21 protein-coding genes and 2 tRNA genes are annotated in these 21885 nt (G+C 66.6%); 12 read left to right on the top strand and 11 right to left on the bottom strand.

What is annotated here, in order from left to right:
* The first annotated feature begins 51 nt into the window (after window positions 1-51).
* Window positions 52-1068: a 3-isopropylmalate dehydrogenase gene (locus MJO58_RS08560; RefSeq protein ID WP_239722588.1), complete on the top strand. Its 1017-nt coding sequence runs from the start codon at window positions 52-54 to the stop codon at window positions 1066-1068.
* Here the strand turns inward: MJO58_RS08560 and MJO58_RS08565 are convergent.
* A complete protein-coding gene (locus tag MJO58_RS08565; RefSeq protein ID WP_090601102.1) occupies window positions 968-2284 on the bottom strand; it encodes an MFS transporter in 1317 nt (438 codons plus the stop codon). The two genes, MJO58_RS08560 and MJO58_RS08565, sit on opposite strands and share 101 nt — an antisense overlap.
* Before the next feature lie 238 nt (window positions 2285-2522).
* Between MJO58_RS08565 and MJO58_RS08570 the strand changes: the two genes are divergently transcribed.
* The 4 genes from MJO58_RS08570 (at window position 2523) to MJO58_RS08585 (ending at window position 5151) form a co-directional block, all read left to right on the top strand.
* A complete protein-coding gene (locus MJO58_RS08570; protein WP_090601103.1) occupies window positions 2523-3332 on the top strand; it encodes a fumarylacetoacetate hydrolase family protein in 810 nt (269 codons plus the stop codon).
* Window positions 3329-4795, top strand: coding sequence for a glutamate--tRNA ligase (gene gltX, locus MJO58_RS08575; protein WP_239722589.1), 1467 nt, complete (start codon window positions 3329-3331; stop codon window positions 4793-4795). Before MJO58_RS08570 ends, gltX begins: the two co-directional genes overlap by 4 nt.
* Before the next feature lie 126 nt (window positions 4796-4921).
* Window positions 4922-4993: transfer RNA gene (locus MJO58_RS08580), tRNA-Gln, on the top strand.
* A gap of 85 nt (window positions 4994-5078) precedes the next feature.
* Window positions 5079-5151 (top strand) — tRNA-Glu (locus MJO58_RS08585).
* A gap of 5 nt (window positions 5152-5156) precedes the next feature.
* On the opposite strand, the gene MJO58_RS08590 is transcribed toward MJO58_RS08585, so the two are convergent.
* Window positions 5157-5669 (bottom strand): pyridoxamine 5'-phosphate oxidase family protein, encoded by a 513-nt coding sequence (locus MJO58_RS08590; protein WP_090601105.1) that lies wholly within the window; start codon window positions 5667-5669, stop codon window positions 5157-5159.
* Window positions 5670-5711: 42 nt separating this feature from the next.
* Window positions 5712-6413 carry an IclR family transcriptional regulator gene (locus MJO58_RS08595; RefSeq protein WP_239722590.1) on the bottom strand — a complete coding sequence of 234 codons (702 nt, stop codon included), beginning with the start codon at window positions 6411-6413 and terminating at the stop codon, window positions 5712-5714.
* Window positions 6414-6500: 87 nt separating this feature from the next.
* Between MJO58_RS08595 and leuC the strand changes: the two genes are divergently transcribed.
* From leuC to MJO58_RS08610, 3 genes are all read left to right on the top strand, one after another.
* Entirely contained in the window at window positions 6501-7949 is a 1449-nt protein-coding gene (leuC, locus tag MJO58_RS08600) for a 3-isopropylmalate dehydratase large subunit (protein ID WP_239722591.1), read from the top strand.
* Window positions 7950-7969: 20 nt separating this feature from the next.
* Window positions 7970-8566, top strand: a complete 597-nt coding sequence (gene leuD, locus MJO58_RS08605) for a 3-isopropylmalate dehydratase small subunit (protein ID WP_239722592.1) — start codon at window positions 7970-7972, stop codon at window positions 8564-8566.
* 214 nt (window positions 8567-8780) lie between these two features.
* Window positions 8781-9404, top strand: coding sequence for an HU family DNA-binding protein (locus MJO58_RS08610; RefSeq protein WP_090601108.1), 624 nt, complete (start codon window positions 8781-8783; stop codon window positions 9402-9404).
* Window positions 9405-9470: 66 nt separating this feature from the next.
* Here MJO58_RS08610 and mutT1 read toward each other — a convergent pair whose 3' ends face one another.
* The 3 genes from mutT1 to cofC all read right to left on the bottom strand — a co-directional run bounded on the left by mutT1 (window position 9471) and on the right by cofC (window position 13405).
* Entirely contained in the window at window positions 9471-10418 is a 948-nt protein-coding gene (gene mutT1, locus MJO58_RS08615; protein WP_090608650.1) for an 8-oxo-(d)GTP phosphatase MutT1, read from the bottom strand.
* Window positions 10419-10502: 84 nt separating this feature from the next.
* Window positions 10503-12674: an RNA degradosome polyphosphate kinase gene (locus tag MJO58_RS08620; protein ID WP_090601109.1), complete on the bottom strand. Its 2172-nt coding sequence runs from the start codon at window positions 12672-12674 to the stop codon at window positions 10503-10505.
* 80 nt (window positions 12675-12754) lie between these two features.
* A complete protein-coding gene (cofC, locus tag MJO58_RS08625) occupies window positions 12755-13405 on the bottom strand; it encodes a 2-phospho-L-lactate guanylyltransferase (protein ID WP_239722593.1) in 651 nt (216 codons plus the stop codon).
* Window positions 13406-13528: 123 nt separating this feature from the next.
* Here cofC and MJO58_RS08630 point away from each other — a divergent pair, with 123 nt between their 5' ends.
* Window positions 13529-14557, top strand: a complete 1029-nt coding sequence (locus MJO58_RS08630; protein ID WP_239722594.1) for an NAD(P)H-dependent glycerol-3-phosphate dehydrogenase — start codon at window positions 13529-13531, stop codon at window positions 14555-14557.
* Between the two features lie 121 nt (window positions 14558-14678).
* On the top strand, window positions 14679-15788 hold the full coding sequence (locus MJO58_RS08635; RefSeq protein WP_239723198.1) for a D-alanine--D-alanine ligase family protein: 1110 nt from the start codon (window positions 14679-14681) through the stop codon (window positions 15786-15788).
* Here the strand turns inward: MJO58_RS08635 and MJO58_RS08640 are convergent.
* A complete protein-coding gene (locus MJO58_RS08640) occupies window positions 15785-16354 on the bottom strand; it encodes a DUF3515 domain-containing protein (RefSeq protein WP_175364614.1) in 570 nt (189 codons plus the stop codon). The two genes, MJO58_RS08635 and MJO58_RS08640, sit on opposite strands and share 4 nt — an antisense overlap.
* Window positions 16355-16498: 144 nt before the next feature.
* Between MJO58_RS08640 and MJO58_RS08645 the strand changes: the two genes are divergently transcribed.
* Window positions 16499-17467, top strand: coding sequence for a thiamine-phosphate kinase (locus MJO58_RS08645; RefSeq protein WP_239722595.1), 969 nt, complete (start codon window positions 16499-16501; stop codon window positions 17465-17467).
* Between the two features lie 19 nt (window positions 17468-17486).
* Window positions 17487-18170, top strand: a complete 684-nt coding sequence (locus MJO58_RS08650; RefSeq protein ID WP_239722596.1) for a uracil-DNA glycosylase — start codon at window positions 17487-17489, stop codon at window positions 18168-18170.
* A 2-nt stretch (window positions 18171-18172) separates the two neighbouring features.
* Here MJO58_RS08650 and MJO58_RS08655 read toward each other — a convergent pair whose 3' ends face one another.
* From MJO58_RS08655 to MJO58_RS08670, 4 genes are read right to left on the bottom strand one after another with little or no spacing between them, the layout of a single operon-like run.
* Entirely contained in the window at window positions 18173-18997 is an 825-nt protein-coding gene (locus MJO58_RS08655) for an oxidoreductase (protein WP_239722597.1), read from the bottom strand.
* Between the two features lies 1 nt (window position 18998).
* Window positions 18999-20243 carry a hypothetical protein gene (locus tag MJO58_RS08660; protein WP_090601116.1) on the bottom strand — a complete coding sequence of 415 codons (1245 nt, stop codon included), beginning with the start codon at window positions 20241-20243 and terminating at the stop codon, window positions 18999-19001.
* Window positions 20236-21426: a sulfotransferase family protein gene (locus MJO58_RS08665; protein WP_239722598.1), complete on the bottom strand. Its 1191-nt coding sequence runs from the start codon at window positions 21424-21426 to the stop codon at window positions 20236-20238. The genes MJO58_RS08660 and MJO58_RS08665 overlap by 8 nt, the downstream gene beginning before the upstream one ends.
* 5 nt (window positions 21427-21431) lie before the next feature.
* The gene (locus MJO58_RS08670) at window positions 21432-21875 is read right to left on the bottom strand and encodes a nuclear transport factor 2 family protein (protein WP_239722599.1); all 444 of its coding nucleotides are present in this window, start codon (window positions 21873-21875) and stop codon (window positions 21432-21434) included.
* Window positions 21876-21885 lie beyond the last annotated feature (10 nt).

The raw sequence follows: 21885 nt of genomic DNA on the forward strand, positions 1-21885 counted from the left end.
GCGAAGCGATGAGGTGGGGGCACCTCCCGCTGGCGGGGGAGAGCGGCGCCGATGAAATTGGCGATCATTGGCGGCGACGGGATCGGGCCGGAGGTAGTCGCCGAGGCGGTCAAGATCCTTGATGCGGTCTGTCCGGGCGTCCAGAAGACCGAATACGACCTGGGCGCACGGCGTTTCCACGCCACCGGCGAACTGTTGCCGGAATCGGTGATCGCCGAGCTGCGGCAGCACGACGCGATCCTGCTCGGGGCGATCGGTGACCCGTCGGTGCCCAGCGGTGTGCTGGAGCGAGGGCTGTTGTTGCGCTTGCGCTTTGAGCTAGACCATCATGTCAACTTGCGTCCGGCCCGGCTGTACAAGGGCGTCAGTAGCCCGTTGAAACTGCCGGGAAACCCCGACATCGATTTCGTCGTGGTGCGCGAGGGGACCGAGGGGCCCTACACCGGCAACGGTGGCGCGATCCGGGTCGGGACCGTCCACGAGGTGGCCACCGAGGTCAGCGTCAACACCGCGTTCGGGGCGCGTCGCGTCGTGGCCGATGCATTCGAGCGGGCCCGGCAGCGTCGCAAGCATCTGACGTTGGTGCACAAGAACAACGTGCTGACCTTCGCCGGGAAACTGTGGTCGCGAGTCTTCGCCGAGGTCGGTGCGGACTATCCCGATGTCGAGGTGGCCTATCAACACGTCGACGCCGCCACCATCTTCCTGGTCACCGACCCCGGACGCTTCGACGTGATCGTCACCGACAACCTGTTCGGCGACATCATCACCGATCTGGCCGCCGCGGTGACGGGCGGAATTGGCTTGGCCGCCAGTGCAAATATCGATGCCACGCGGACCAACCCGTCGATGTTCGAGCCGGTGCACGGCAGCGCGCCCGACATCGCCGGCAAGGGCATCGCCGATCCGACCGCGGCCATCGTGTCGGTCGGGCTGCTGCTTGCCCACCTCGGCGAGGCCGAGGCCGCTAGCCGGGTGGACCGAGCGGTCGAGACGTATCTGGCAGCTCGGGGGGACGCACGGCGCTCCACCGCCGAAGTCGGCGAGCGGATCGCAGCCGCGCTGTAGCTGCTGCCCTGGATTCCAAGCCCGGCGGCAACAGCTTGACGGGCACCAACGGCAGTGCAGCCAAAGGGAACAACGCGCACAATGCCCAGGCCGTTGGATATTTGGCCGCGTCGATCAGCACACCGAACAGCGGGGCGCCCGCGGCCGCGATCAGCCGCTGGGTGGTGTTCTGGATTCCCAGCGCGCGTCCGCTCCAGAAGGGGCCGGCGAATTCGGTGATCGCCGTTGCCTCCAATCCGTTGTCGAGCACCGCGATCACCGAGGCGACGATCATCACCGGCACTTCGAAACCCCAGTCGCCGTCGTCGGCGAGCGTGAGCAGGAACAAGCTCAACGTCGCGGCGACGGCGATGATGCGCACCGGGCGCATCCGGGAGCCCACCCGGTCCGACCACCGGCCGACCGCGACGCGCCCCAGCGCGCCAAGGACCTGCGAGAGGGTAACCACGCCACCGGCTTCGGCGACCGTCCAGCCATGGTGCCTCATCAACCACACCAACATGAACGTCACCGTCACGGTCTGCGGCATCATCAGCAGACCAGCCACCGCGTGGATTCGCCACAGCGTCAGTGACTCCCGGTACGGGCTGGCCAGTTCTTGCGGCGTAGCAACTTTGCGGTGTTTGCGCGGCGCGTCGACGATTCCGATCGCGCTGGTTACGGCGGCTGCCGAGCAGGCGATCGCCGGAAACATCAGCCCGCCACGCAGGCCGTGTTGGGCCAGCTCGGGCATCACCAGTGCGCCCAGGGCAATGCCCAACGGCGCAGCGGTCTGGCGGATGCCCATCGCCAGGCCGCGCTGGTGCGCCGGGAACCACGCCGACACCAGCCGACCCCCGGCGGCGTTACAACTGGCTGCCGCCATGCCGCCCAGAAACAGGTAGGCACCGACCACGACGAGCGCATGGGCCGAGGCGGCGGCATAAGCCGCTGCCGCGGTGAGCGCCGAGCCGACCGTCAGCACCACCCGCTCGCCGACGCGGTCGAGCACATAGCCCCACCCGATCAATGTCGTGACCATGCCCCAGCTGGGCATCGACGACAACAGACTGGCTTGGGTCAGCGGAACTCCGCGATCGGCCTCGAGTTCGGGAATCAAGAACGCAACGCCGTTGACGAACAGGAACGAACTCGCCGTTGCCCACAGTGAGATGATGAGGATGCGCCAGCGTTTGACGTCGCTGCGTTGGCCCGTGACTTCCGGGTCCGTGGGCATCCCTCATCGTGGCACATGCATCGGCCCGCCCGGCTTCGCCGCGCTCGCGACCGTCACTGGGCACTATGGTGACGGTCCGCAGCGCCCGGCTTCGCCGCGCTCGCGACCGTCACTGGGCACTATGGTGACGGCCCGCAGCGCCCGGCTTCGCCGCGCTCGCGACCGTCACTGGGCACTATGGTGACGGCCCGCAGCGCCCGGCTTCGCCGCGCTCGCGACCGTCACTAGGCTTTGGTGAATGCGCCTAGGTCGAATCGCCAGTCCGGACGGTGTCTCGTTTGTCAGTATCGAGGGTCCGCTGGAGGATCCCAGCGCGATGACTGCCCGTGAGATCGCCGAGCACCCGTTCGGCACACCGACGTTCACCGGCCGCTCCTGGCCGGTCGCTGACGTCCGGCTGCTGGCCCCGATGCTGGCCGGCAAGGTGGTGTGCGTCGGCAAGAACTACACCGACCACATTGCCGAAATGGCAAGCTTCGCAACGGGCCCGGCCGCAGCCGATCCGATCATCTTCCTCAAGCCCAACACCTCCATCATCGGACCGAACGTGCCGATTCGCTTGCCCGCCAACGCATCACCTGTGCACTTCGAAGGGGAGCTGGCTGTGGTGATCGGCCGGCCGTGCAAGGACGTGCGCGCCGCCCAGGCCGCCGATAACATCCTGGGCTACACGATCGCCAACGACGTGTCGGCACGCGACCAGCAACAGGCCGACGGCCAGTGGACTCGCGCCAAGGGTCACGACACCTTCTGCCCGGTGGGGCCCTGGGTCGTCACCGACCTAAGTCCGCTAGACCCGGCCGACCTGGCGTTGCGCACCGAGGTCAACGGCCAAGTCAAGCAGGACAGCCGCACCTCGCTGATGATTCACGACGTCGGCGCCATCGTGGAATGGATCTCGGCGGTGATGACCCTGTTGCCCGGTGACCTCATCCTCACCGGGACGCCGGCCGGCGTCGGCCCCATCGAGGACGGCGACACCGTCGCCATCTCCATCGAGGGCATCGGCACCCTGTCCAATCCCGTGGTCCGCAAAGGAAAGTCGTGACCGCGCCAGGGACTGTTCGGGTTCGATTCTGTCCGTCGCCCACCGGCACCCCGCACGTCGGGATGGTCCGCACCGCGCTGTTCAACTGGGCCTACGCGCGGCACACCGGCGGCACCTTCGTCTTTCGCATCGAGGACACCGACGCCGAGCGTGACAGCGAGGAAAGCTATCTGGCGCTGCTCGACGCGTTGCGTTGGCTCGGGCTGGATTGGGACGAGGGGCCCGAGGTCGGTGGACGTTACGGCCCCTACCGGCAGTCGCAGCGGAGCGACATCTACCGCGAGGTGGTGGACAAGCTGCTCGCCGCGGGTGAGGCATACCATGCGTTTTCGACGCCGGAGGAGGTCGAAGCCAGACACGTCGCCGCCGGCCGCAATCCCAAACTGGGCTACGACAATTACGACCGCGAGCTGACCGAGGAGCAGCGTGCGGCGTATCGGGCCGAGGGCCGCAAGCCGGTGGTGCGGCTGCGCATGCCCGACGAGGACCTCGTGTGGGATGACCTGGTGCGCGGGAGGACCACCTTCGCGGCGGGCTCGGTCCCCGATTTCGCACTGACCCGCGCAAGCGGAGATCCCTTATATACCTTGGTCAACCCGTGTGACGACGCGTTGATGAAGATCACCCATGTGTTGCGCGGCGAGGACCTGCTGCCGTCGACGCCGCGTCAGCTGGCGTTGTACCAGGCGTTGATCCGGATCGGGGTGGCCGAACGCGTCCCGGAATTCGCGCACCTGCCAACGGTATTGGGGGAGGGCACGAAAAAGCTGTCCAAGCGCGACCCGCAGTCGAATCTTTTCGCCCACCGCGACCGCGGCTTCATCCCCGAGGGACTGCTGAATTACCTTGCGCTGCTGGGCTGGGCGATCGCCGACGATCACGACCTGTTCAGCCTCGACGAAATGGTGGCCGCGTTCGACGTCGTCGACGTCAACTCGAACCCGGCCCGCTTCGATCAGAAGAAGGCCGACGCGCTCAACGCCGAACACATCCGGATGCTCGACGTGGCCGACTTCACCGGCAGGCTGCGCGACTACTTCGCCGGGCACGGCCATCGCCTGAGCCTCGACGAGGTGGAATTCGCCTTCGCGGCCGAGCTGGTCCAGACCCGCATCGTGGTGCTCGGTGACGCGTGGGACTTGCTGAAGTTCCTCAACGACGACGAATACGCGATCGACCCCAAGGCCGCCGCCAAGGAGCTGGGTCCGGAAGCGGGTGCGGTGCTGGACGCCGCGTTGACGGCCCTGGCGGGAGTGACGGACTGGACCGTGGCCGCGATCGAGGAGGCGCTCAAGACCGCGCTGATCGACGGTCTGGCGCTCAAACCGCGCAAGGCTTTCGGACCGATCCGGGTCGCCGCGACCGGGACGACGATCAGCCCGCCGCTGTTCGAGTCGCTGCAGCTGCTCGGTCGGGACCGAAGCCTCGGGCGGCTGCGGGCGGCGCGGCAAGATGCGGTCTAAATCTTTGGTAGTCTGCACTGCGGTTTGCAAAGCCCGACAACGGCTGGCGGCGGCGGACTCCCAGGTTGGCAACAGCCCTTGAAGAAGTACGGGAAACCGCTCTGAGCAGCTGTTTTGGGCAGCCAATGGGGTATGGTGTAATTGGCAACACAGCTGATTCTGGTTCAGCCATTCTAGGTTCGAGTCCTGGTACCCCAGCAAAGTCCGTCAAGGTTGCAAGCAGATGCTGAGCGATTAGGCGGCCCCCGTGGGGTGAGCTATGCTGGCAGCTCGGATCGGTTCTGGCCCCGTCGTCTAGCGGCCTAGGACGCCGCCCTCTCACGGCGGTAGCGTGGGTTCGAATCCCATCGGGGCTACATATTTACTGGCCGGTCCGCAGCGCGGCCGGTGCGGTGGAACCACCCACCGGCATCGGCGCCAATCCCAGTTTGCGGTGATCCCACGAGCGCGCGCGTCGCGCGACGATGCGCACGCAGACGCGCTTGTTCATCATCTGCTCGACGAACGGCTTCATCTCGTCGGTGTAGGGACCGGTGTAGCGCTCCCACACGCTGACGCCGACCCGGTGCGCGACGTCCGGATCGTCGACGATCTCCGCCACGCCTTCGAAGGACACCCCGCGCAGCGTGTCGTAGGTGTCGCCGTCCTCGATCAAGAACGTCACCCGCGGGTCCCGCGTGAGGTTGACCGCCTTCTGCGACTTGGCCTTGGTCTCGATCCAGATCTCGCCGTCGACGACGGCGTACCACATGGCGGTCAGGTGTGGCTGGCCGTCGCGTCCGATGGTGGCCATCGTTCCGGTGCGGCTCTTGACGACGAAATCGGCGATCTCGTCCTCCGACATGACGATGCTCGCGCGCTGATTGGTTCCCATGGCGTCAGTGTTGCAGGTCGGATTGCGATGTGCACCGGCGGCTTACAGGCGGCGCGTGATGGCCTCGGCGGCCGCGAGAAGGTCGGCAGCCCAGCGTGCTCCCGGACGCTTGCCGATCCGGTCGATGGGTCCCGATACCGAGATGGCGGCCACGACCACGCCGCGACCGTCGCGCACCGGCGCCGAGACGCTCGCGACTCCCGGCTCGCGCTCGGCAACGCTTTGCGCCCAACCGCGCCGGCGTACTTCGGCCAGCGTGCGGTCGGTGAACTTCGCTGCCGGCAGCACCGCTTGCTGAGTCGCGACATCGCTATGAGCCAGCAGTACTTTCGCCCCGGAACCGGCCGTCATCGGCAGCCGCGCGCCGACCGGAACCGTATCGCGAAGGCCCGCAGCCGGTTCCAGGGCGGCCACACAAACCCGCGACGTGCCCTCGCGTCGGTACAGCTGCACGCTTTCGCCGGTGGTCTCGCGCAATTGGGGGAGTATCGCGGCACCGGCCGCCAGCAACGGATCGTTGACGTGCGCGGCGAGTTCGCTCAGCGCGGGGCCCAGCTGCCAGCGCCCGTCGTCGTCACGCGCCAGTAGGCGATGTACCTCCAGCGCGGCGGCCAGCCGGTAGGTGGTGGCCCGCGGAAATCCGGTTCGTTCGCACAGTTCGGCTAACCCGCAGGGGGATTCCGCGACCGTGTGCAGCACATCCACGGCTTTATCCAGGACGCCGATGCCGCTATGCTGTCTCATAAAGAGATACTAGCGTCTCGCATTATGAGAACACGGCCCAGGTTGATCAGCGAGTCGCGAATGAGGCGAATAGAGGCGAATTTCACGATGGAAACCACCGAGAGGCAGCGACCAGGCGGAAAGCCGCGCACCCTGGCCGAAAAGGTTTGGGACGACCACGTTGTGGTATCCGGCTCGACAGGTGAGGGGGCCGGAGCGCCCGACTTGATTTACATCGACCTGCATTTGGTGCACGAGGTCACCAGCCCGCAGGCGTTTGACGGCCTGCGCCTGGCTGGTCGCCCGGTGCACCGGCCGGATCTGACGATCGCCACCGAGGACCACAACGTGCCGACCGTCGACATCGACAAGCCGATCGCCGACCCGATATCGCGCACCCAGGTCGAGACATTGCGGCGCAACTGCGCGGAATTCGGTGTGCGGTTGCATCCGATGGGCGACATCGATCAGGGCATCGTGCATGTCGTCGGACCCCAATTGGGGCTGACCCAACCGGGAATGACGATTGTGTGTGGGGACAGTCACACGTCCACCCATGGTGCATTCGGCGCACTGGCGATGGGCATCGGCACCTCGGAGGTCGAGCATGTGCTGGCCACCCAGACATTGCCGTTGCGCCCCTTCAAGACAATGGCGGTCAACGTCGACGGCGAATTACCGCCCGGTGTTACGGCCAAGGACATCATCCTCGCGCTGATCGCCAAGATCGGCACCGGCGGTGGGCAGGGCCATGTCATCGAATACCGGGGCAGCGCGATCGAATCGCTGTCCATGGAAGGCCGGATGACGGTCTGCAACATGAGTATCGAGGCCGGGGCGCGGGCCGGAATGGTGGCCCCGGACGAGACCACCTATGAATTCCTGCGGGGTCGCCCGCACGCGCCGACCGGTGCCCAGTGGGACGCCGCGTTGCAGTATTGGCGACAGCTGCGCACCGACGACGGTGCCGCCTTCGACACCGAGGTCCATCTGGACGCGGCGTCGTTGACCCCGTTCGTCACCTGGGGCACTAATCCGGGCCAGGGCGTGCCGTTGGGAGCTGCGGTGCCCGACCCCGAATTGATGACCAACGACGACGAGCGGCAGGCCGCCGAGAAAGCGTTGGCGTATATGGACCTTCGGCCGGGCATGCCGATGCGCGACATCGCCGTCGACACGGTATTCGTCGGGTCTTGCACCAACGGCCGTATCGAAGATCTGCGCATGGTGGCCGACGTGCTGCGCGGGCGCACGGTGGCCCGGGGGGTACGAATGCTGGTCGTGCCGGGCTCGATGCGGGTGCGCGCGCAAGCCGAAGCCGAAGGCCTCAGTGCGGTATTCACCGCCGCCGGCGCCGAATGGCGGCAGGCCGGCTGCTCGATGTGCCTGGGCATGAACCCCGATCAGCTTGCGCCCGGCGAGCGTTGCGCCGCGACGTCCAACCGCAACTTCGAAGGGCGGCAGGGCAAAGGCGGCCGTACGCATTTGGTATCGCCGGCCGTCGCGGCGGCAACCGCGGTCCGCGGCACATTGTCTACCCCGGCCGACTTGAACTGAAAACGAAATCGAGGACGAAGATGGAAGCCTTTCACACCCACACCGGGATTGGCGTGCCGCTGCGGCGCTCCAATGTCGATACCGACCAGATCATTCCCGCGGTCTATTTGAAGCGCGTCACCCGAACCGGTTTCGACGACGGCTTGTTCGCAACGTGGCGTACAGATCCGTCATTCGTGCTCAACCTCAGTCCATTTGACCGAGGTTCGGTCTTGGTCGCCGGACCCGACTTCGGGACCGGATCGTCGCGCGAGCATGCGGTGTGGGCGCTGATGGACTATGGGTTCCGGGTAGTCATCTCAACTCGATTCGGTGACATTTTTCGGGGCAACGCGGGCAAGGCGGGGCTACTCGCGGCCGAAGTCAGCCAAGACGGCGTGGAACTGCTTTGGAAGCTGATCGAGCAGAGTCCAGGACTGGAAATCACTGCCAATCTTCAAGATCGAAATATCACCGCGGGAACGACGGTGTTGCCGTTCAAGATTGACGACCACACCGCGTGGCGACTGCTCGAAGGGCTCGACGATATAGGCCTTACGCTGCAGAAACTCGACCAGATCGAATCTTTTGAGTCGGCCCGTCCGGAGTGGAAACCACGCACGATACCCGCCCCGTGAACGGTTGATCGGGGTGCAAATTCACCCCGATCGCCTTAGGTAGCAAGGCTTATTTTTCGCCCGTGTCACCGGCCAAGGGCGGCAAGCAGATTCCGAAATTTCCTGTCGCATAGCCGTGAAATTGCGCGTGGCGCTTGGCAATTTGCCAGGTGAGGGTTTACCGTGTTCGCTAGTCGGTTCCCAAAATGGGACCACTGGCTTCGGAGGGTTTTGGATGAACAAAGCAGAGCTCATAGATGTGCTCACACAGAAATTGGGCTCGGACCGTCGGCAGGCGACCGCCGCCGTCGAGAATGTTGTCGACACCATTGTGCGTGCGGTGCACAAGGGCGACAGCGTGACCATCACCGGGTTCGGTGTGTTCGAACAACGGCGCCGCGCAGCGCGTGTGGCCCGCAACCCGCGTACCGGTGAGACGGTGAAGGTAAAGCCGACGTCCGTCCCCGCGTTCCGCCCGGGTGCTCAATTCAAAGCGGTTGTTGCTGGCGCACAGCGCCTCCCGTCGGAAGGACCGGCCGTGAAACGTGGTGTTGTCGCAGGAGCAGCCAAGAAGGTTGCCAAGAAGGCTCCCGCCAAGAAGGCTGCGGTGAAGAAGGCCGCGACCAAGGCTCCGGCTAAGAAGGCCGCGACCAAGGCTCCGGCTAAGAAGGCCGCGACCAAGGCTCCGGTCAAGAAGGCCGCGACCAAGGCTCCGGTCAAGAAGGCCGCGACCAAGGCTCCGGTCAAGAAGGCCGCGACCAAGGCTCCGGTGCGCAAGGCCGCAACCAAGGCTCCGGCCAAGAAGGTCGCGAAGAAGGCTCCGGCTAAGAAGACCGCCGCCAAGCGCGGTCGCAAGTAAGTCAACCGAGTTCAAACGCGAATGCCCTTCGGGCGGCATTGCTGCCTCCGAAGGGTATTTCGCGTGTCAGGCCCGAACGTTGGCGGCCAGCGAACCGCCGATGTGATCGGCCGCCACCAGTCGGCCGTCGGACAGCGACAGCACCCAGGTGCTGCCTTTGTGGTTGCGTGACTTATCCGGGTCCACTCCGTCGCGTTCGCACCACCACGTGATCAGATCCGGAATTACCTTGCCCTGTGTACAGATCACCGGTGTGCCCTCGTGGCCGGCGATGTGCAGCATCCGGTGCCGGCCCCGTTTGGGGCTCTTGGCGTAAGCCTCTTCGGTGAGCGCGGACTCGCTCTCGATGCTCACACCCAGTTCCTCGGCGAGCGGTTCAACGGTCTGATGGCAGCGCACTCGATCGGCGGCATACACGTCGGTGGCGCCGAACGCCATCAGCTGGGGGACCAACGCCTCCGCTTGCGCGCGTCCTCGTTTGTCCAATGGTCGTTTGGTGTCGTCTCCGGAAAAACGTGACTTCCGGCCTGCGGTGCCGTGCCGCACCACCAACACGGTGTGCGTGTCTGCAGGCTGTTTTGTGAAGCGCCGCAACACATTTCGGTCCTGAGCGTAGTCGAGTTTCTTCATCGCGGCGTCGACGGGCAACCAGATCAATTCGTCGACCTCTTTGCCCGGTTCGAATTCGCCACCCGTGCTGCGCGCCGCCCAGTAGTACACCTTCTTGACGCCGGCGTCGATCGGATAGCTCACCTTGGCCAGGCGCCGGCCGAGAACGGCGTGGTGCCCGGTCTCCTCCTGGACTTCGCGTACCGCGGCCACGGGTGCCGTTTCGCCGGGGTCCACTTTGCCCTTGGGCAACGACCAGTCGTCGTAGCGGGGGCGATGGATGAGGGCGATCTCGAGCTCGGGGTTGTCGGAATCAGCACTGCTGTGTCGCCACAGCACCGCGCCCGCGGCGTAGACGATCCGCTTCCCTGAGCGCCGACCGCCTGACGAGTTCTGGTCCGACACCTCACTCCTGCAGGTCAATTCGGCCAGCGCCACTGCCGGCCATTCGGTGGCCATTCGGTGGCCTGGAAAGTTACCAGATGGGTGTTAGGCGCCCCGGTGCCGCTCCATCAGCGACTCCTGGTGGTCGCGCACGGAGTGACCTTCTCGTGGCGACGCGATCCACTGCCCGTCGGACTCGAGTTCCCAGCAGCGCGTGGACGGGTCCAGAGCCGAATCGAACAAGTCGTTCAGATAGGAGGTCAGCTTCGGGTCCTTGACCTGAACCAGCGCCTCGACGCGACGGTCGAGATTGCGGTGCATCATGTCGGCACTGCCGATCCAGAACTCGTTGATGCGATTGAAATGCATGATCCGCGAGTGCTCCAGGTATCGGCCGAGGATTGAGCGCACGGAGATGTTCTCCGAGAAGCCTTCCGCGCCCGGGCGCAGCGCGCAGATTCCGCGCACCACCACCTCGACTTGCACCCCGGCCCGCGACGCGCGATACAACGCGTCGATGACCTGCTCGTCGACCAGAGCGTTCATCTTCATCCGGATCCGGCCGCCGCCATGTTCGCGGTGCGCCGCGATCTCTAGATCGACGCGTTCGATGATGCCCGTCCGGATGCTGTGCGGGGCAACCAAGAGATTGCGGTAGGAAACCTTGCGTGAATAGCCGGTCAGCGAATTGAACAAGTCGGTCAGGTCGGCCCCGATCTCGGGAGACGCGGTGAGCAGACCGACGTCCTCGTAGAGCCGCGCGGTCTTCCCGTTGTAGTTGCCGGTCCCAATGTGGCAGTAGCGCCGGATGGTTGAACCTTCGCGGCGCACCACCAGGCAGGTCTTGCAGTGCGTCTTGAGCCCGACGTAGCCATAGACGACGTGCACGCCCGATTGCTCGAGGGTGCGTGCCCAGCGGATGTTGGCCTGCTCGTCGAAGCGTGCCTTGATCTCCACCATTGCCACGACTTGCTTTCCGGCCTCGGCGGCTTGGATCAGCGCCCGAACGATCGGCGAGTCACCGGAGGTGCGGTACAGCGTCTGCTTGATCGCCAGCACGTTGGGGTCGGCGGCGGCCTGCTCGATGAACCGCTGCACGCTCGTGGAGAACGACTCATACGGATGGTGAAGCAGCACATCGCCTTCGCGCAGCGTTGCGAAGATGCTCTTGGGTGTTTCCTTGTCGGCAAATGCCGGACTGGTGGCCGGAACGAAGGTCCAGTCCTTGAGCGCCGGCCGGTCGATGCCGTATATCTGCCACAGCGACGAGAGGTCCAGCAGGCCGGGAACTTCAATGACATCGCTGGGATTTACGTCGAGTTCGCGCAGCAAAAGCTCCAACATGCTCTCGGTCATGTCGTCGGCGATCTCGAGTCGCACCGGCGAACCGAATCGCCGGCGCGCCAATTCCCGTTCCAGCGCCTGCAATAGGTCTTCGTCGCGGTCCTCTTCCACCTCATAGTCGGCGTTGCGGGTAATGCGGAACGCGTGGTGTTCGACGATTTCCATGCCGGGGAACAGCTCCGGGAGGAACGCGGCGATCAGCTCTTCCGTCGGCAGGTAGCGGACGACGGGGTTGCCCTCCTCGCCGCTGAGTTCGACGAAGCGGTTGACGTTGTCGGGCACCTTGACTCGTGCGAAGTGCTGGCCACCGTCATCCTTGACCGTGACGGCCAGGTTCAGGCTCAGCCCGCTCACGAACGGGAACGGGTGCGCCGGGTCGACGGCGAGCGGGGTCAGGACCGGGAAGACCTGCTCGGTGAAATAGGTCGACAGTTGGTCGCGCTCAGCCTGATCCAAATCGGCCCACGTGACGATATAAATGCCTTCGTGCGCGAGCGCCGGGCGCACCGAGTCGAGGAACTCGCGCGCATGCCGGGTCGCGATCCGCTGCGTCTGCTCGCCGATGCGGGCCAGTTGCTCACGCGGTGTCAGGCCGTCGGCCGAGCGGACCGACAACCCCATCTCGTCGCGACGCTTGAGGCCGGCGACCCGGACCATGTAGAACTCGTCGAGGTTGGACGCGAAGATCGCCAGGAATTTGGCCCGCTCCAACAGCGGCAGCGAGGTGTCAGCGGCCAGTGCCAGCACTCGCGCGTTGAAGTCCAGCCAGCTCAGTTCACGGTTGAGGTAGCGGTCCTCCGGCAGCGAATCATCGATCGCCGCGTGGGTAGTGGCAGGTGGTGCTCCCAGGGCGCTGTCGCCGGGTTGCCACTCGGTTTCGTCAAGCCGCGCTTCAGCTTCGATTTCGGTCACGATGGAATCATTGCTCATCACGGGGTGGTGCTGCTAGCGCTCGGTAGAGATCCATCCGCCGTTGGCGCGCCGTTCATCCCCCGGACAGGTTTGCTACGCCCTTACGGGTGGCCGATAGCGCGGGCGGTTGCCCCGCCGACGCCGAGCCGGCGGGCGGCGGCCAAATCGGCGGGGGTGTCGACGTCACAGCGCAGGCCGGGCCACGCGCCCGTCAGCTCGATTGCACCCGAACGACGATGCCGCGCGGCCGAATCCGACCCGAAGTGTGGATCGAGCGCCGTGCCGAATGCGCACAAAGCCGCGGTGCCGGTCCCCAGCCGATCGGCGACGAAGCTGCGCTGGTGCGCACGTGCCGCGGCAATCGCCTCCGCCAGTTCCTGGGTCTGCAGCGCAGGCAGATCACCTTGCAGCGCAACAACATTGGAGAACGATTCAGCGACTAAGCGTTCGGCGGTGGCGATCGCATGGTTCAGCGGATCGTCGTGGCCCTGGGGCGTCGGGTCGGCGATCACCTGTGCCCCGAGCCTTTCCGCTGCGGCCGCCGCGGCGTTGTCGGGGGTGATGACCGAGATCGAGCCGACGGCGCCGACGCCGGCCGCGGCCGTCACGGTGTCGACCAACATGGCCAGCACCACGGTCTCGCGGGTCCGCGCCGAGAACACCGGAGCCAGTCTGGTCTTGGCGGCGGCCAACCGCTTGACGGCGATGATCAACGCGACATCGCCGGCGCCGTCACCCCGTGTGCCGCTCATAACGTCAATCCTGCCAGCGCGCCGTGTCGCGCCGGTCGCGAGCCATCATGGTGACGGCGGCCCGTCCCTGTTCTAGGGTGTAGCGGCTGCAGATGCCGCGTTTGTTACAGATCGGGATGGGAAATGGCCAGCACAGCGGGCGCCGTTGCGGTGATGGGCGCCGGAGCATGGGGAACGTCGCTGGCCAAGGTGCTCGCTGAGGCCCGCGAAGGGGCTGAACCGGAAGCGCAGATCAGGCTGTGGGCCCGGCGATCCGACGTCGCCGAGCAGATCAACGCCACCCGCTACAACCCCGCCTACCTGCCCGGCACCCCGTTGCCGCCGGGCATCCGGGCCACCGCCGACGCGGCCGAGGCGCTACACGGCGCGACAACGGTGCTGCTGGGCGTCCCGGCGCAGAACCTGCGCAGCAACCTCGAGCAGTGGGCGCCGCTGATCGCCGACGGCGCGACCCTGGTCAGCCTGGCCAAAGGCATCGAGCTGGGCACCCTGATGCGAATGAGCCAGGTCATCGTCTCGGTGACCGGCGTCGACACGTCGCAGGTCGCGGTGATCTCCGGGCCGAACCTGGCCAGTGAAATCGCCGAATGTCAACCCACCGCCACCGTGGTCGCGTGCAGCGACTCCGGGCGCGCGGTTGCGCTGCAGCGCATGCTGAACACCGGCTACTTCCGCCCGTACACCAACAGCGACGTGGTCGGTACCGAGATCGGCGGGGCCTGCAAGAACGTCATCGCGCTCGCGTGCGGGATGGCGGCCGGCGTCGGGCTGGGCGAGAACACCGCCGCGGCGATCATCACCCGCGGTCTGGCCGAGATCATGCGGCTTGGCATCGCGCTGGGCGCCAAGGGGGCGACCCTGGCGGGCCTGGCCGGTGTGGGTGATCTGGTGGCTACCTGCACGTCTCCGCATTCGCGCAACCGGTCGATGGGCGAGCGCCTGGGCCGGGGCGCAAGCATGGAGGTGGCCCTGCAGGGAAAGGACGGCCACGTCGTCGAGGGCGTGACGTCGTGCGAATCCGTGCTCGCGCTGGCGTCCAGCTACGACGTCGAGATGCCGCTCACCGACGCGGTACACCGGGTCTGCCACAAGGGACTCTCGGTCGACGAGGCGATGGCCCTGCTGCTGGGCCGCAGCACCAAGCCGGAATGAGCGCGCCGCCGGCCGGCCCTCCGGCAAAATCCCGCCACCCGTCGGCGCTCCGGCCTGTCGGCTCCCCAACCGGTACCCTCTCCAGGTTGTGAACGCCAGCGATGCGACCAAACGGCCCTCCGTGTCAGGGGGCCGCCGGGTGCGCGTTGCTGTCGTCTTCGGTGGGCGCAGCAACGAGCACGCCATCTCGTGCCTGTCCGCGGGCAGCATCCTGCGCAACCTCGACCCGCAGCGATTCGATGTGGTCGCGATCGGCATCACCCCCGAAGGCTCCTGGGTGCTCACCGACGGCGATCCGGACGCGCTGGCGATCAGTAACCGGCAACTGCCCGGGGTGACCATCGGATCGGGAACCGAGCTGGCGCTGCCGGCCGATCCGCGGCGCAGCGGCCAGCTGGTGTCACTGCCGCCGGGCGCCGGTGAAGTGCTGGGTTCGGTCGACGTGGTCTTCCCGGTTCTGCACGGCCCCTACGGCGAGGACGGCACCATCCAAGGGCTGCTCGAGCTCGCCGGTGTGCCCTACGTCGGCGCCGGTGTGCTGTCCAGCGCGGTCGGGATGGACAAGGAATTCACCAAGAAGCTGCTTGCCGCCGAGGGGATTCCGGTCGGGCCGTATGTGGTGCTGCGCCCGTCGCAGCAGACGCTGGCGCCCGAGGAACGCGAGCGGCTGGGTTTGCCGGTGTTCGTCAAACCCGCGCGTGGTGGTTCGTCGATCGGGGTCAACCGGGTAGCGAGTTGGGACGAACTGGCCACCGCGGTGACCGATGCTCGCCGGCACGATCCGAAGTTGATCGTCGAAGCCGCGATCAATGGTCGCGAGCTGGAGTGCGGTGTGCTCGAAATGCCGGACGGCACAATAGAAGCCAGCACGGTGGGAGAAATCCGGGTGGCCGGTGTGCGCGGCCGCGAGGACGGCTTCTACGACTTCGAAACGAAATACCTGGACGACGCAGCCGAATTGGATGTACCCGCCAAGGTCGACGACGAGATCGCAGACGACGTGCGGCAATTGGCGATGCGCGCGTTCAGGGCCATCGACTGCCAGGGCCTGGCCCGGGTCGACTTCTTCCTCACCGAGGACGGGCCGGTGATCAACGAGGTCAACACGATGCCGGGGTTCACCACGATCTCGATGTACCCGAGGATGTGGGCGGCCAGCGGCATCGACTACCGGAGTCTGCTGGCCACCATGGTCGAAACGGCCCTGGTCCGGGGCACGGGTCTGCGCTAACGTCCGCCGGGCCGGGCGGGGTCGATCGGCACCGCCGCGATGGTGTGGTCGATCACCTCGGAAAGCTGCTGGATCGGTGTCGGTCCGGATCCCGACGGCAGGGTCAGCGCCAGATACACCGGCCGGTCCACCGTGTACCAGGTGGATCTGCCTGCGTCGCCGCCGGATTGCGGCTCGGCCGCTACCTCGAACCACTGCACCCGGTCGACGATCTGGATCGGGGAACCGACCACAAAGGCGGTCGGACGGTCGAGCCCGCAGCGCAATACCACCGGCTCGTTGCCGGTTCCGGTGCGCCAGGCGGTCGCGCCCTCGGGTGCCGGCTGTGCCAACGGCGCACGCTGATAGTCGCCAAGCCGCTGTGGCAGCGCCGCCGACAGCGCGTGGCATGCCGGGCTGCCGGCCTGCGGCGCCGGCACCGTGGGCAGGGCGACCGGCTGCGGCGGCGCTTCGCGGGTCGCCGCGACCACAAGCACGATGCCGATGGCGAGGACCGCCACTACAACCGCGGCGATCAGTAGGGCCCGCGGCGGTCCGCCTGGGTCGTCGGAGTCCGAACCGGTCATCATCGCCCGGCCGTCGACGCCCGTAGCGTCGACCCCCGGGCACCTCCCATCTCATACACTGGCGCCGTCCGCCCGCGCGGGCAGGGACCAACTTACCGCAGGTCGGACCGCTCTACGAGAGCCTTTAGTACCGGAGGAGGTGACGTGCGCGAAGAAGTATCGGGCGAGTCGCCCACCCTGGGGCAGCTCGGTGAATTCGCCGTCATCGACCGGCTGGTGCGCGGCCGGGTGCAGCCCGATGCGGTGCTGCTGGGCCCGGGTGACGACGCGGCGGTGGTTTCGGCCGGTGACGGCCGCAGCGTGGTGTCGACCGACATGCTGGTGGCGGGCCGGCATTTCCGGCTGGACTGGTCCACGCCGCATGACGTCGGCCGCAAGGCGATAGCCCAGAACGCCGCCGACATCGAAGCGATGGGCGGGCGGGCCACGGCGTTCGTGGTCGGCTTCGGCGCCCCCGCCGATACGCCGGCGGCGGACGCGGGCGCGTTGGTCGACGGAATGTGGGACGAGGCCGCGCGCGTCGGCGCCGGCATCGTCGGCGGCGACCTGGTCAGCTCCCCGCTATGGGTGTTGTCGGTGGCGGTGCTGGGCGACTTGGGCGGCCGGGCGCCCGTGCTGCGCTCGGGGGCAAAGCCCGGAGCGGTGCTTGCCGTCGCCGGTGAACTGGGCCGTTCGGCGGCGGGATACTCGTTGTGGCACAACGAGATTAGTGGATTCGACGAGCTGCGTGCCCGCCACCTGGTGCCCGAGCCGCCCTACGGCCAGGGCGCGGCGGCCGCGGCCGCGGGTGCGCAGGCGATGATCGACGTCTCCGATGGCCTGGTCGCCGACCTGCGGCATGTCGCCGACGCGTCGGCAGTGGGAATCGACTTGTCAACCGCGGCGCTGGCTCCCGATCGCGACGCGCTGAGCGAGGCCGCGGCGGCGGCCGGGGTCGATCCATGGTCGTGGGTGCTGGCCGGTGGCGAAGACCACGCCCTGGTGGCTTGTTTCGCCGCTGAAGTGCCATCCGGGTGGCGCGTGATCGGGCGGGTGCTCGACGGGCCGGCCCGGGTACTCGTCGACGGCGCGCAGTGGCAGGGATACGCGGGTTGGCAATCGTTCGAGGGCTGAGGTGGTTTTTAATAAGAGCGTGACCGCGCGCCCGTTGAGTGAACTCGTCGAGCAGGGGTGGGCGAGTGCGCTCGAGCCGGTGGCCGAACAGGTGACCAAGATGGGGCAGTTCCTGCGCGACGAGATCGCGGCCGGCCGCAAATACCTGCCTGCCGGTCCGAATGTGTTGCGCGCCTTCACTTTCCCTTTCGACCAGGTGCGGGTGTTGATCGTCGGACAAGATCCCTACCCGACGCCGGGGCATGCGGTGGGCCTGAGTTTCTCGGTGGCTCCCGAGGTGCGTCCGCTGCCGCGCAGTCTGTCCAACATCTTCGACGAATATTCGGCCGACCTGGGTTACCCGCCACCGTCGTGCGGCGATCTGACGCCCTGGGCTCAGCGTGGCGTGCTGTTGTTGAACAGGGTCCTCACGGTTCGTCCGAGCAACCCGGCGTCGCATCGCGGCAAGGGCTGGGAAGCCGTCACCGAGTGCGCGATCCGCGCCCTGGTCGCCCGGTCGCAGCCGCTGGTGGCGATCCTGTGGGGCCGCGACGCGTCCACCCTCAAACCGGTTCTGGCAGAGGGCAATTGCGTGGCGATCGAGTCGCCGCACCCCTCGCCGTTGTCCGCCTCACGCGGATTCTTCGGCTCGCGTCCGTTCAGCCGCGCCAACGAGCTACTCAGCGGGATGGGCGCCGACCCGATCGACTGGCGGCTGCCCTAAGCTCACGCGAAGTTCACGTCCTTCGTGACGGCTTTCCACTCTTCGATCGACGCCGACATCGCAGCGATCTTGTCGCGTATCGCCTTCAGAACGTCGCGGCCCAGCAGCAGCCGCAACGGTGGTTCGTCAAGCGTGGTGACCATCAGCACCGCCTCGGCCACCTTGCGTGGGTCGCCGGGCAGATGGTCGGCGAACTGCTTGATCAGGTCCTTGCGTGCGGCCACGTCGGCGTAATCGGCGATCGGGCTGCCCGATTCCTTCATCGACCGGGTGGCCCAGTCGGTCCGGAAGGCGCCCGGCTCGATGGCGGTCACCTTGATGCCCAGCGGCCGTACCTCGGTGGCCAGCGCTTCGGTTACCGCCTCGAGCGCGAACTTGGTCGAGGAGTAGTAGGCGTTGGGCGGGTTGGCCACCAGGCCGGTCATCGACGAGATGTTGATGATGTGGCCGCTGCCGCGGGCACGCATGGCGGGAAGTACCGCCTTGATCATGTCAACGGCGCCGAAGTAGTTGACGTCGAACAACTTTCGGACCTCGGCGTCCTCACCCTCTTCGACCGAGGACAGATACCCGTGACCGGCGTTGTTGACCAGGACGTCGATCCCGCCGAACGCCTCGTCGGCCGCAGCCACTGCGGCGGCGATCTGGGCGGCATCGGTCACATCGAGCGCGACAGCGGCGGCCCGGTCCCCGAATTCGTCGGCCAGATCCTGCACCGCCTCGGCCCGCCGCGCGGTCACCACCACGCTGTGACCGGCTTCCAGTGCTGCGCGGGCGATCTCACGTCCGAAGCCGGTGGAGCAACCGGTGATCAGCCAGCGCGCCATCTCAGGCCGTCCCTTCCGGCAGGCGGCGCAGATACGCCTCGCGCCGCTCGGCCAGCGCGGCGGCCCGCTCTTGGGCGGTCACCCGCGGCAAGTGCGGCACCTCGGCGTCGAGCCGGTCCAGCTTGATCACTCGTCCGCGAGCGCCGAGGTCTTCGCGGGGGCCCGTCTCGCCGAATTCCGCCATGCGCAGGGTCAGGATGGCCTCGCGCAGGCCGTCGGAGTCGATCCAGTTCGCGACGCCGGGATCGACCGGCGAGATCACGTAGGTGTAGGTGCCGTCTTCGCCTGCAATCGATTGCGCCTTGTTGAGGCTGCCGGTGCGGTCGACGATATCGAGTGTGGTGCCCCAGATATTGCTCAGTGGCACGGTGAAGTATTCGGCACCCCCGTCGTGCACGTCGACCACGAACGCCTCGTCGGGCTCGAGTTCGAAACGGCCCATCACGTACACCTGGTTGCGCATCGCGCCGACCTTGTCCGCCGACCAGGCCAGGTTGAAATGGTTGGCCGGCATCTTGTACACGCCATGGCTGAGCTTGCCGGTGAAGTTGGCGAAATATTCCATCATCGCCGCGGTCGCCTCGGCCTGTTCGTCGAGCGTGCGCGCCGGAGTTGCCGGGGAGCCGCCAAGTCGTTGCACCTCAATGTAATTGGGGTCGTCGCGGCCCCAGTCCAGCAGCACATCGCGGATGTAGAACTCGTGAGCTTCCGGGGAGGTCTGCACATGGTTTCCCCGCCCGTTGGCCGGGTCGGCGTCCACGGTGATGGTGTAGCCGCCGTCGGAGTCGACCTCCATGGTGCGACCGTTGAGCACGTTGACGGTGCCCATGTTGGCGTCCCACAGGGTGAAGTAGTTCTCGGTCATGCGGTGCTCGCCGACGCGCCCGCGGATCTCGTAACGCTCGTCGCCCGAGATCGGGATCACCCGATACACAGTGTCGGGATTGTCGATGCCCCAGCGTGATCCGGGTATACGGCGGCCCTCAACCGGGTGCGCCAGCCGGGTGATGCAGCTGACCTTGGGCCGCAGCTTGTCCTGATTGGACGACCACATCGCCGCCGAGAACATCACCTCGGCGAACGAATCGTCGAACCGCTCGCGCATCGCATCCGACGCGTTGGCCCGCCCCAGCCAGGTCTCGGCCACCGTTCGATAGGCGGCCTTGACCGTCGGGTGCTCGATCAGGTCGAGGGCGGCCAGCTCCTGTTCGCGCTGGGATGCGGTCGAGACTGGATCGTCAGGCATGTGCAGTTCCTCCGATATGCTGTCCAAAACGCTTGTTGTACAAAGTGAATCGTTCATCGACCTGCTCGGGAAGCAAGCCGTATTTCTCCAGCCCGTAGGGCGGGCGGGCGGCCTCGCGGGGGCGCTCGACCAGCCAGCGCCGCATCGCATCCTCGGCGGCAGCGGTGAGCGGCAGGCCGACGGCGTCGTAGACGCGGGCCACCTGTCCGATCGGATCGGCCACCGCGTCGTCGAATCCGATATCGGTCACCACGGCGGCATCGTCGGTCCAGCCGGCGCGGGTCGACATGGCCCGATCGTTGGTCCAGCCCATCCGCTGCAGCCACTGCGCGCCCACCCGATGTACATCGACGGTGTCGGCGTGCATCGCGTGCAGAGTGGCGTTGAGGCTGGCGCCGGACGCGATCGTGGTGCGCGGGTCGCGGTGCATGTGCACGATGTGCAGATCGGGGAACCGCGCGCGCAGTAGGTCCAGATACCCAAGGTGCGCGGGCGATTTCAGCACCCAGCGCTGCGGGGGTCGGTGCCGCCCCACCTGACGTTGCCGCTTCTGCCATTGGACGAATTGCAGCATGCGGTGCAGGTAGTCGTAGGCGGGGGAGAAGTCCTGTTCGTCGAGCCAGGACCGGTAACGCGGAAGGTGTGCACCGGATTCGGGCACGTGGGACAAAAACGCGTCGGCCAAAAAGACGATCTCTTCTTCGGCCTCGCGTGCGTACATCGGGTGGATCGCGAACAGATCCGGCGCCAGTTCGCGGGATTTCGCTTCGCGCGCTTCGCTGATCGCGATGCGGGGATCGTCGGCGGCGCCGAAACCATAGTCGAGCCGCGGCGCGACCTCGACAACCTCCCAGCCGTAGGCGCAGACGAAACGCGGGTCGGCGGCCAGCAGTCGCTGCAACAGGGTGGTGCCGCTGCGCATCATTCCGACGACGACGATCGGCGCGGCGACCTGCTCGTCGAGGATCTCCGGGTGCCGGCGGATCCACTCCTGGGTCCGAAGCCGCATGCGCAGGCTGTGCACGATGCCGGAGCGCAGGATGTGCACACCGATGGCATTGAGGTCGGCGCCCGCATAATCGTCCAGCAGCACCCGCAGCGGCCCCTCGAATTCGCCTGGGCCCCAATCGGTTAGCGTCTCTTTGCGCTGCGCGTCGGCCAGCACGGCCGCGACGTCAAACACGCGTTTCAGAACTTCAGGTGCTGGCTGACGTCGCCGACCTGGTCGACGAACATGACGCGGCTGTCGAACCACCAGGCTCCGTCCACCCGGTGGAAGGTGTCCTTGTAGTGGCCGGTGACGATCACCTGCAGCGGAAGCTCGGGGGTGGCCTGCGTGACGCAGTAGTAGGACGTGCTGCGTGCGGTGCCCGCGGCCTCGTCGATGTGAAGCTGCACATTGCTGGTGTTGTGTTTGGTCTTCGGGGTGCCGTCCTCGTAGATCCGGGTGGCCATGTCGTACATCTGGCGCACCCGGGCGGACCCCTCGAACACCGTCTCCGGCGGGCCGTCTTCCATGCCGCAGATGCGGCCATGCGCGAAAAGCCCGGCCACCCCGTCCAGGTCGCCGCCGTCGAGGAGCTCGGCGTACGTGTAGATCAGGTTGGTGATTTCGCGTCCGCTGTCACTCATGCAGACCATG

The organism is Mycobacterium lentiflavum, from assembly GCF_022374895.2.
Lineage (GTDB): Bacteria > Actinomycetota > Actinomycetes > Mycobacteriales > Mycobacteriaceae > Mycobacterium > Mycobacterium lentiflavum.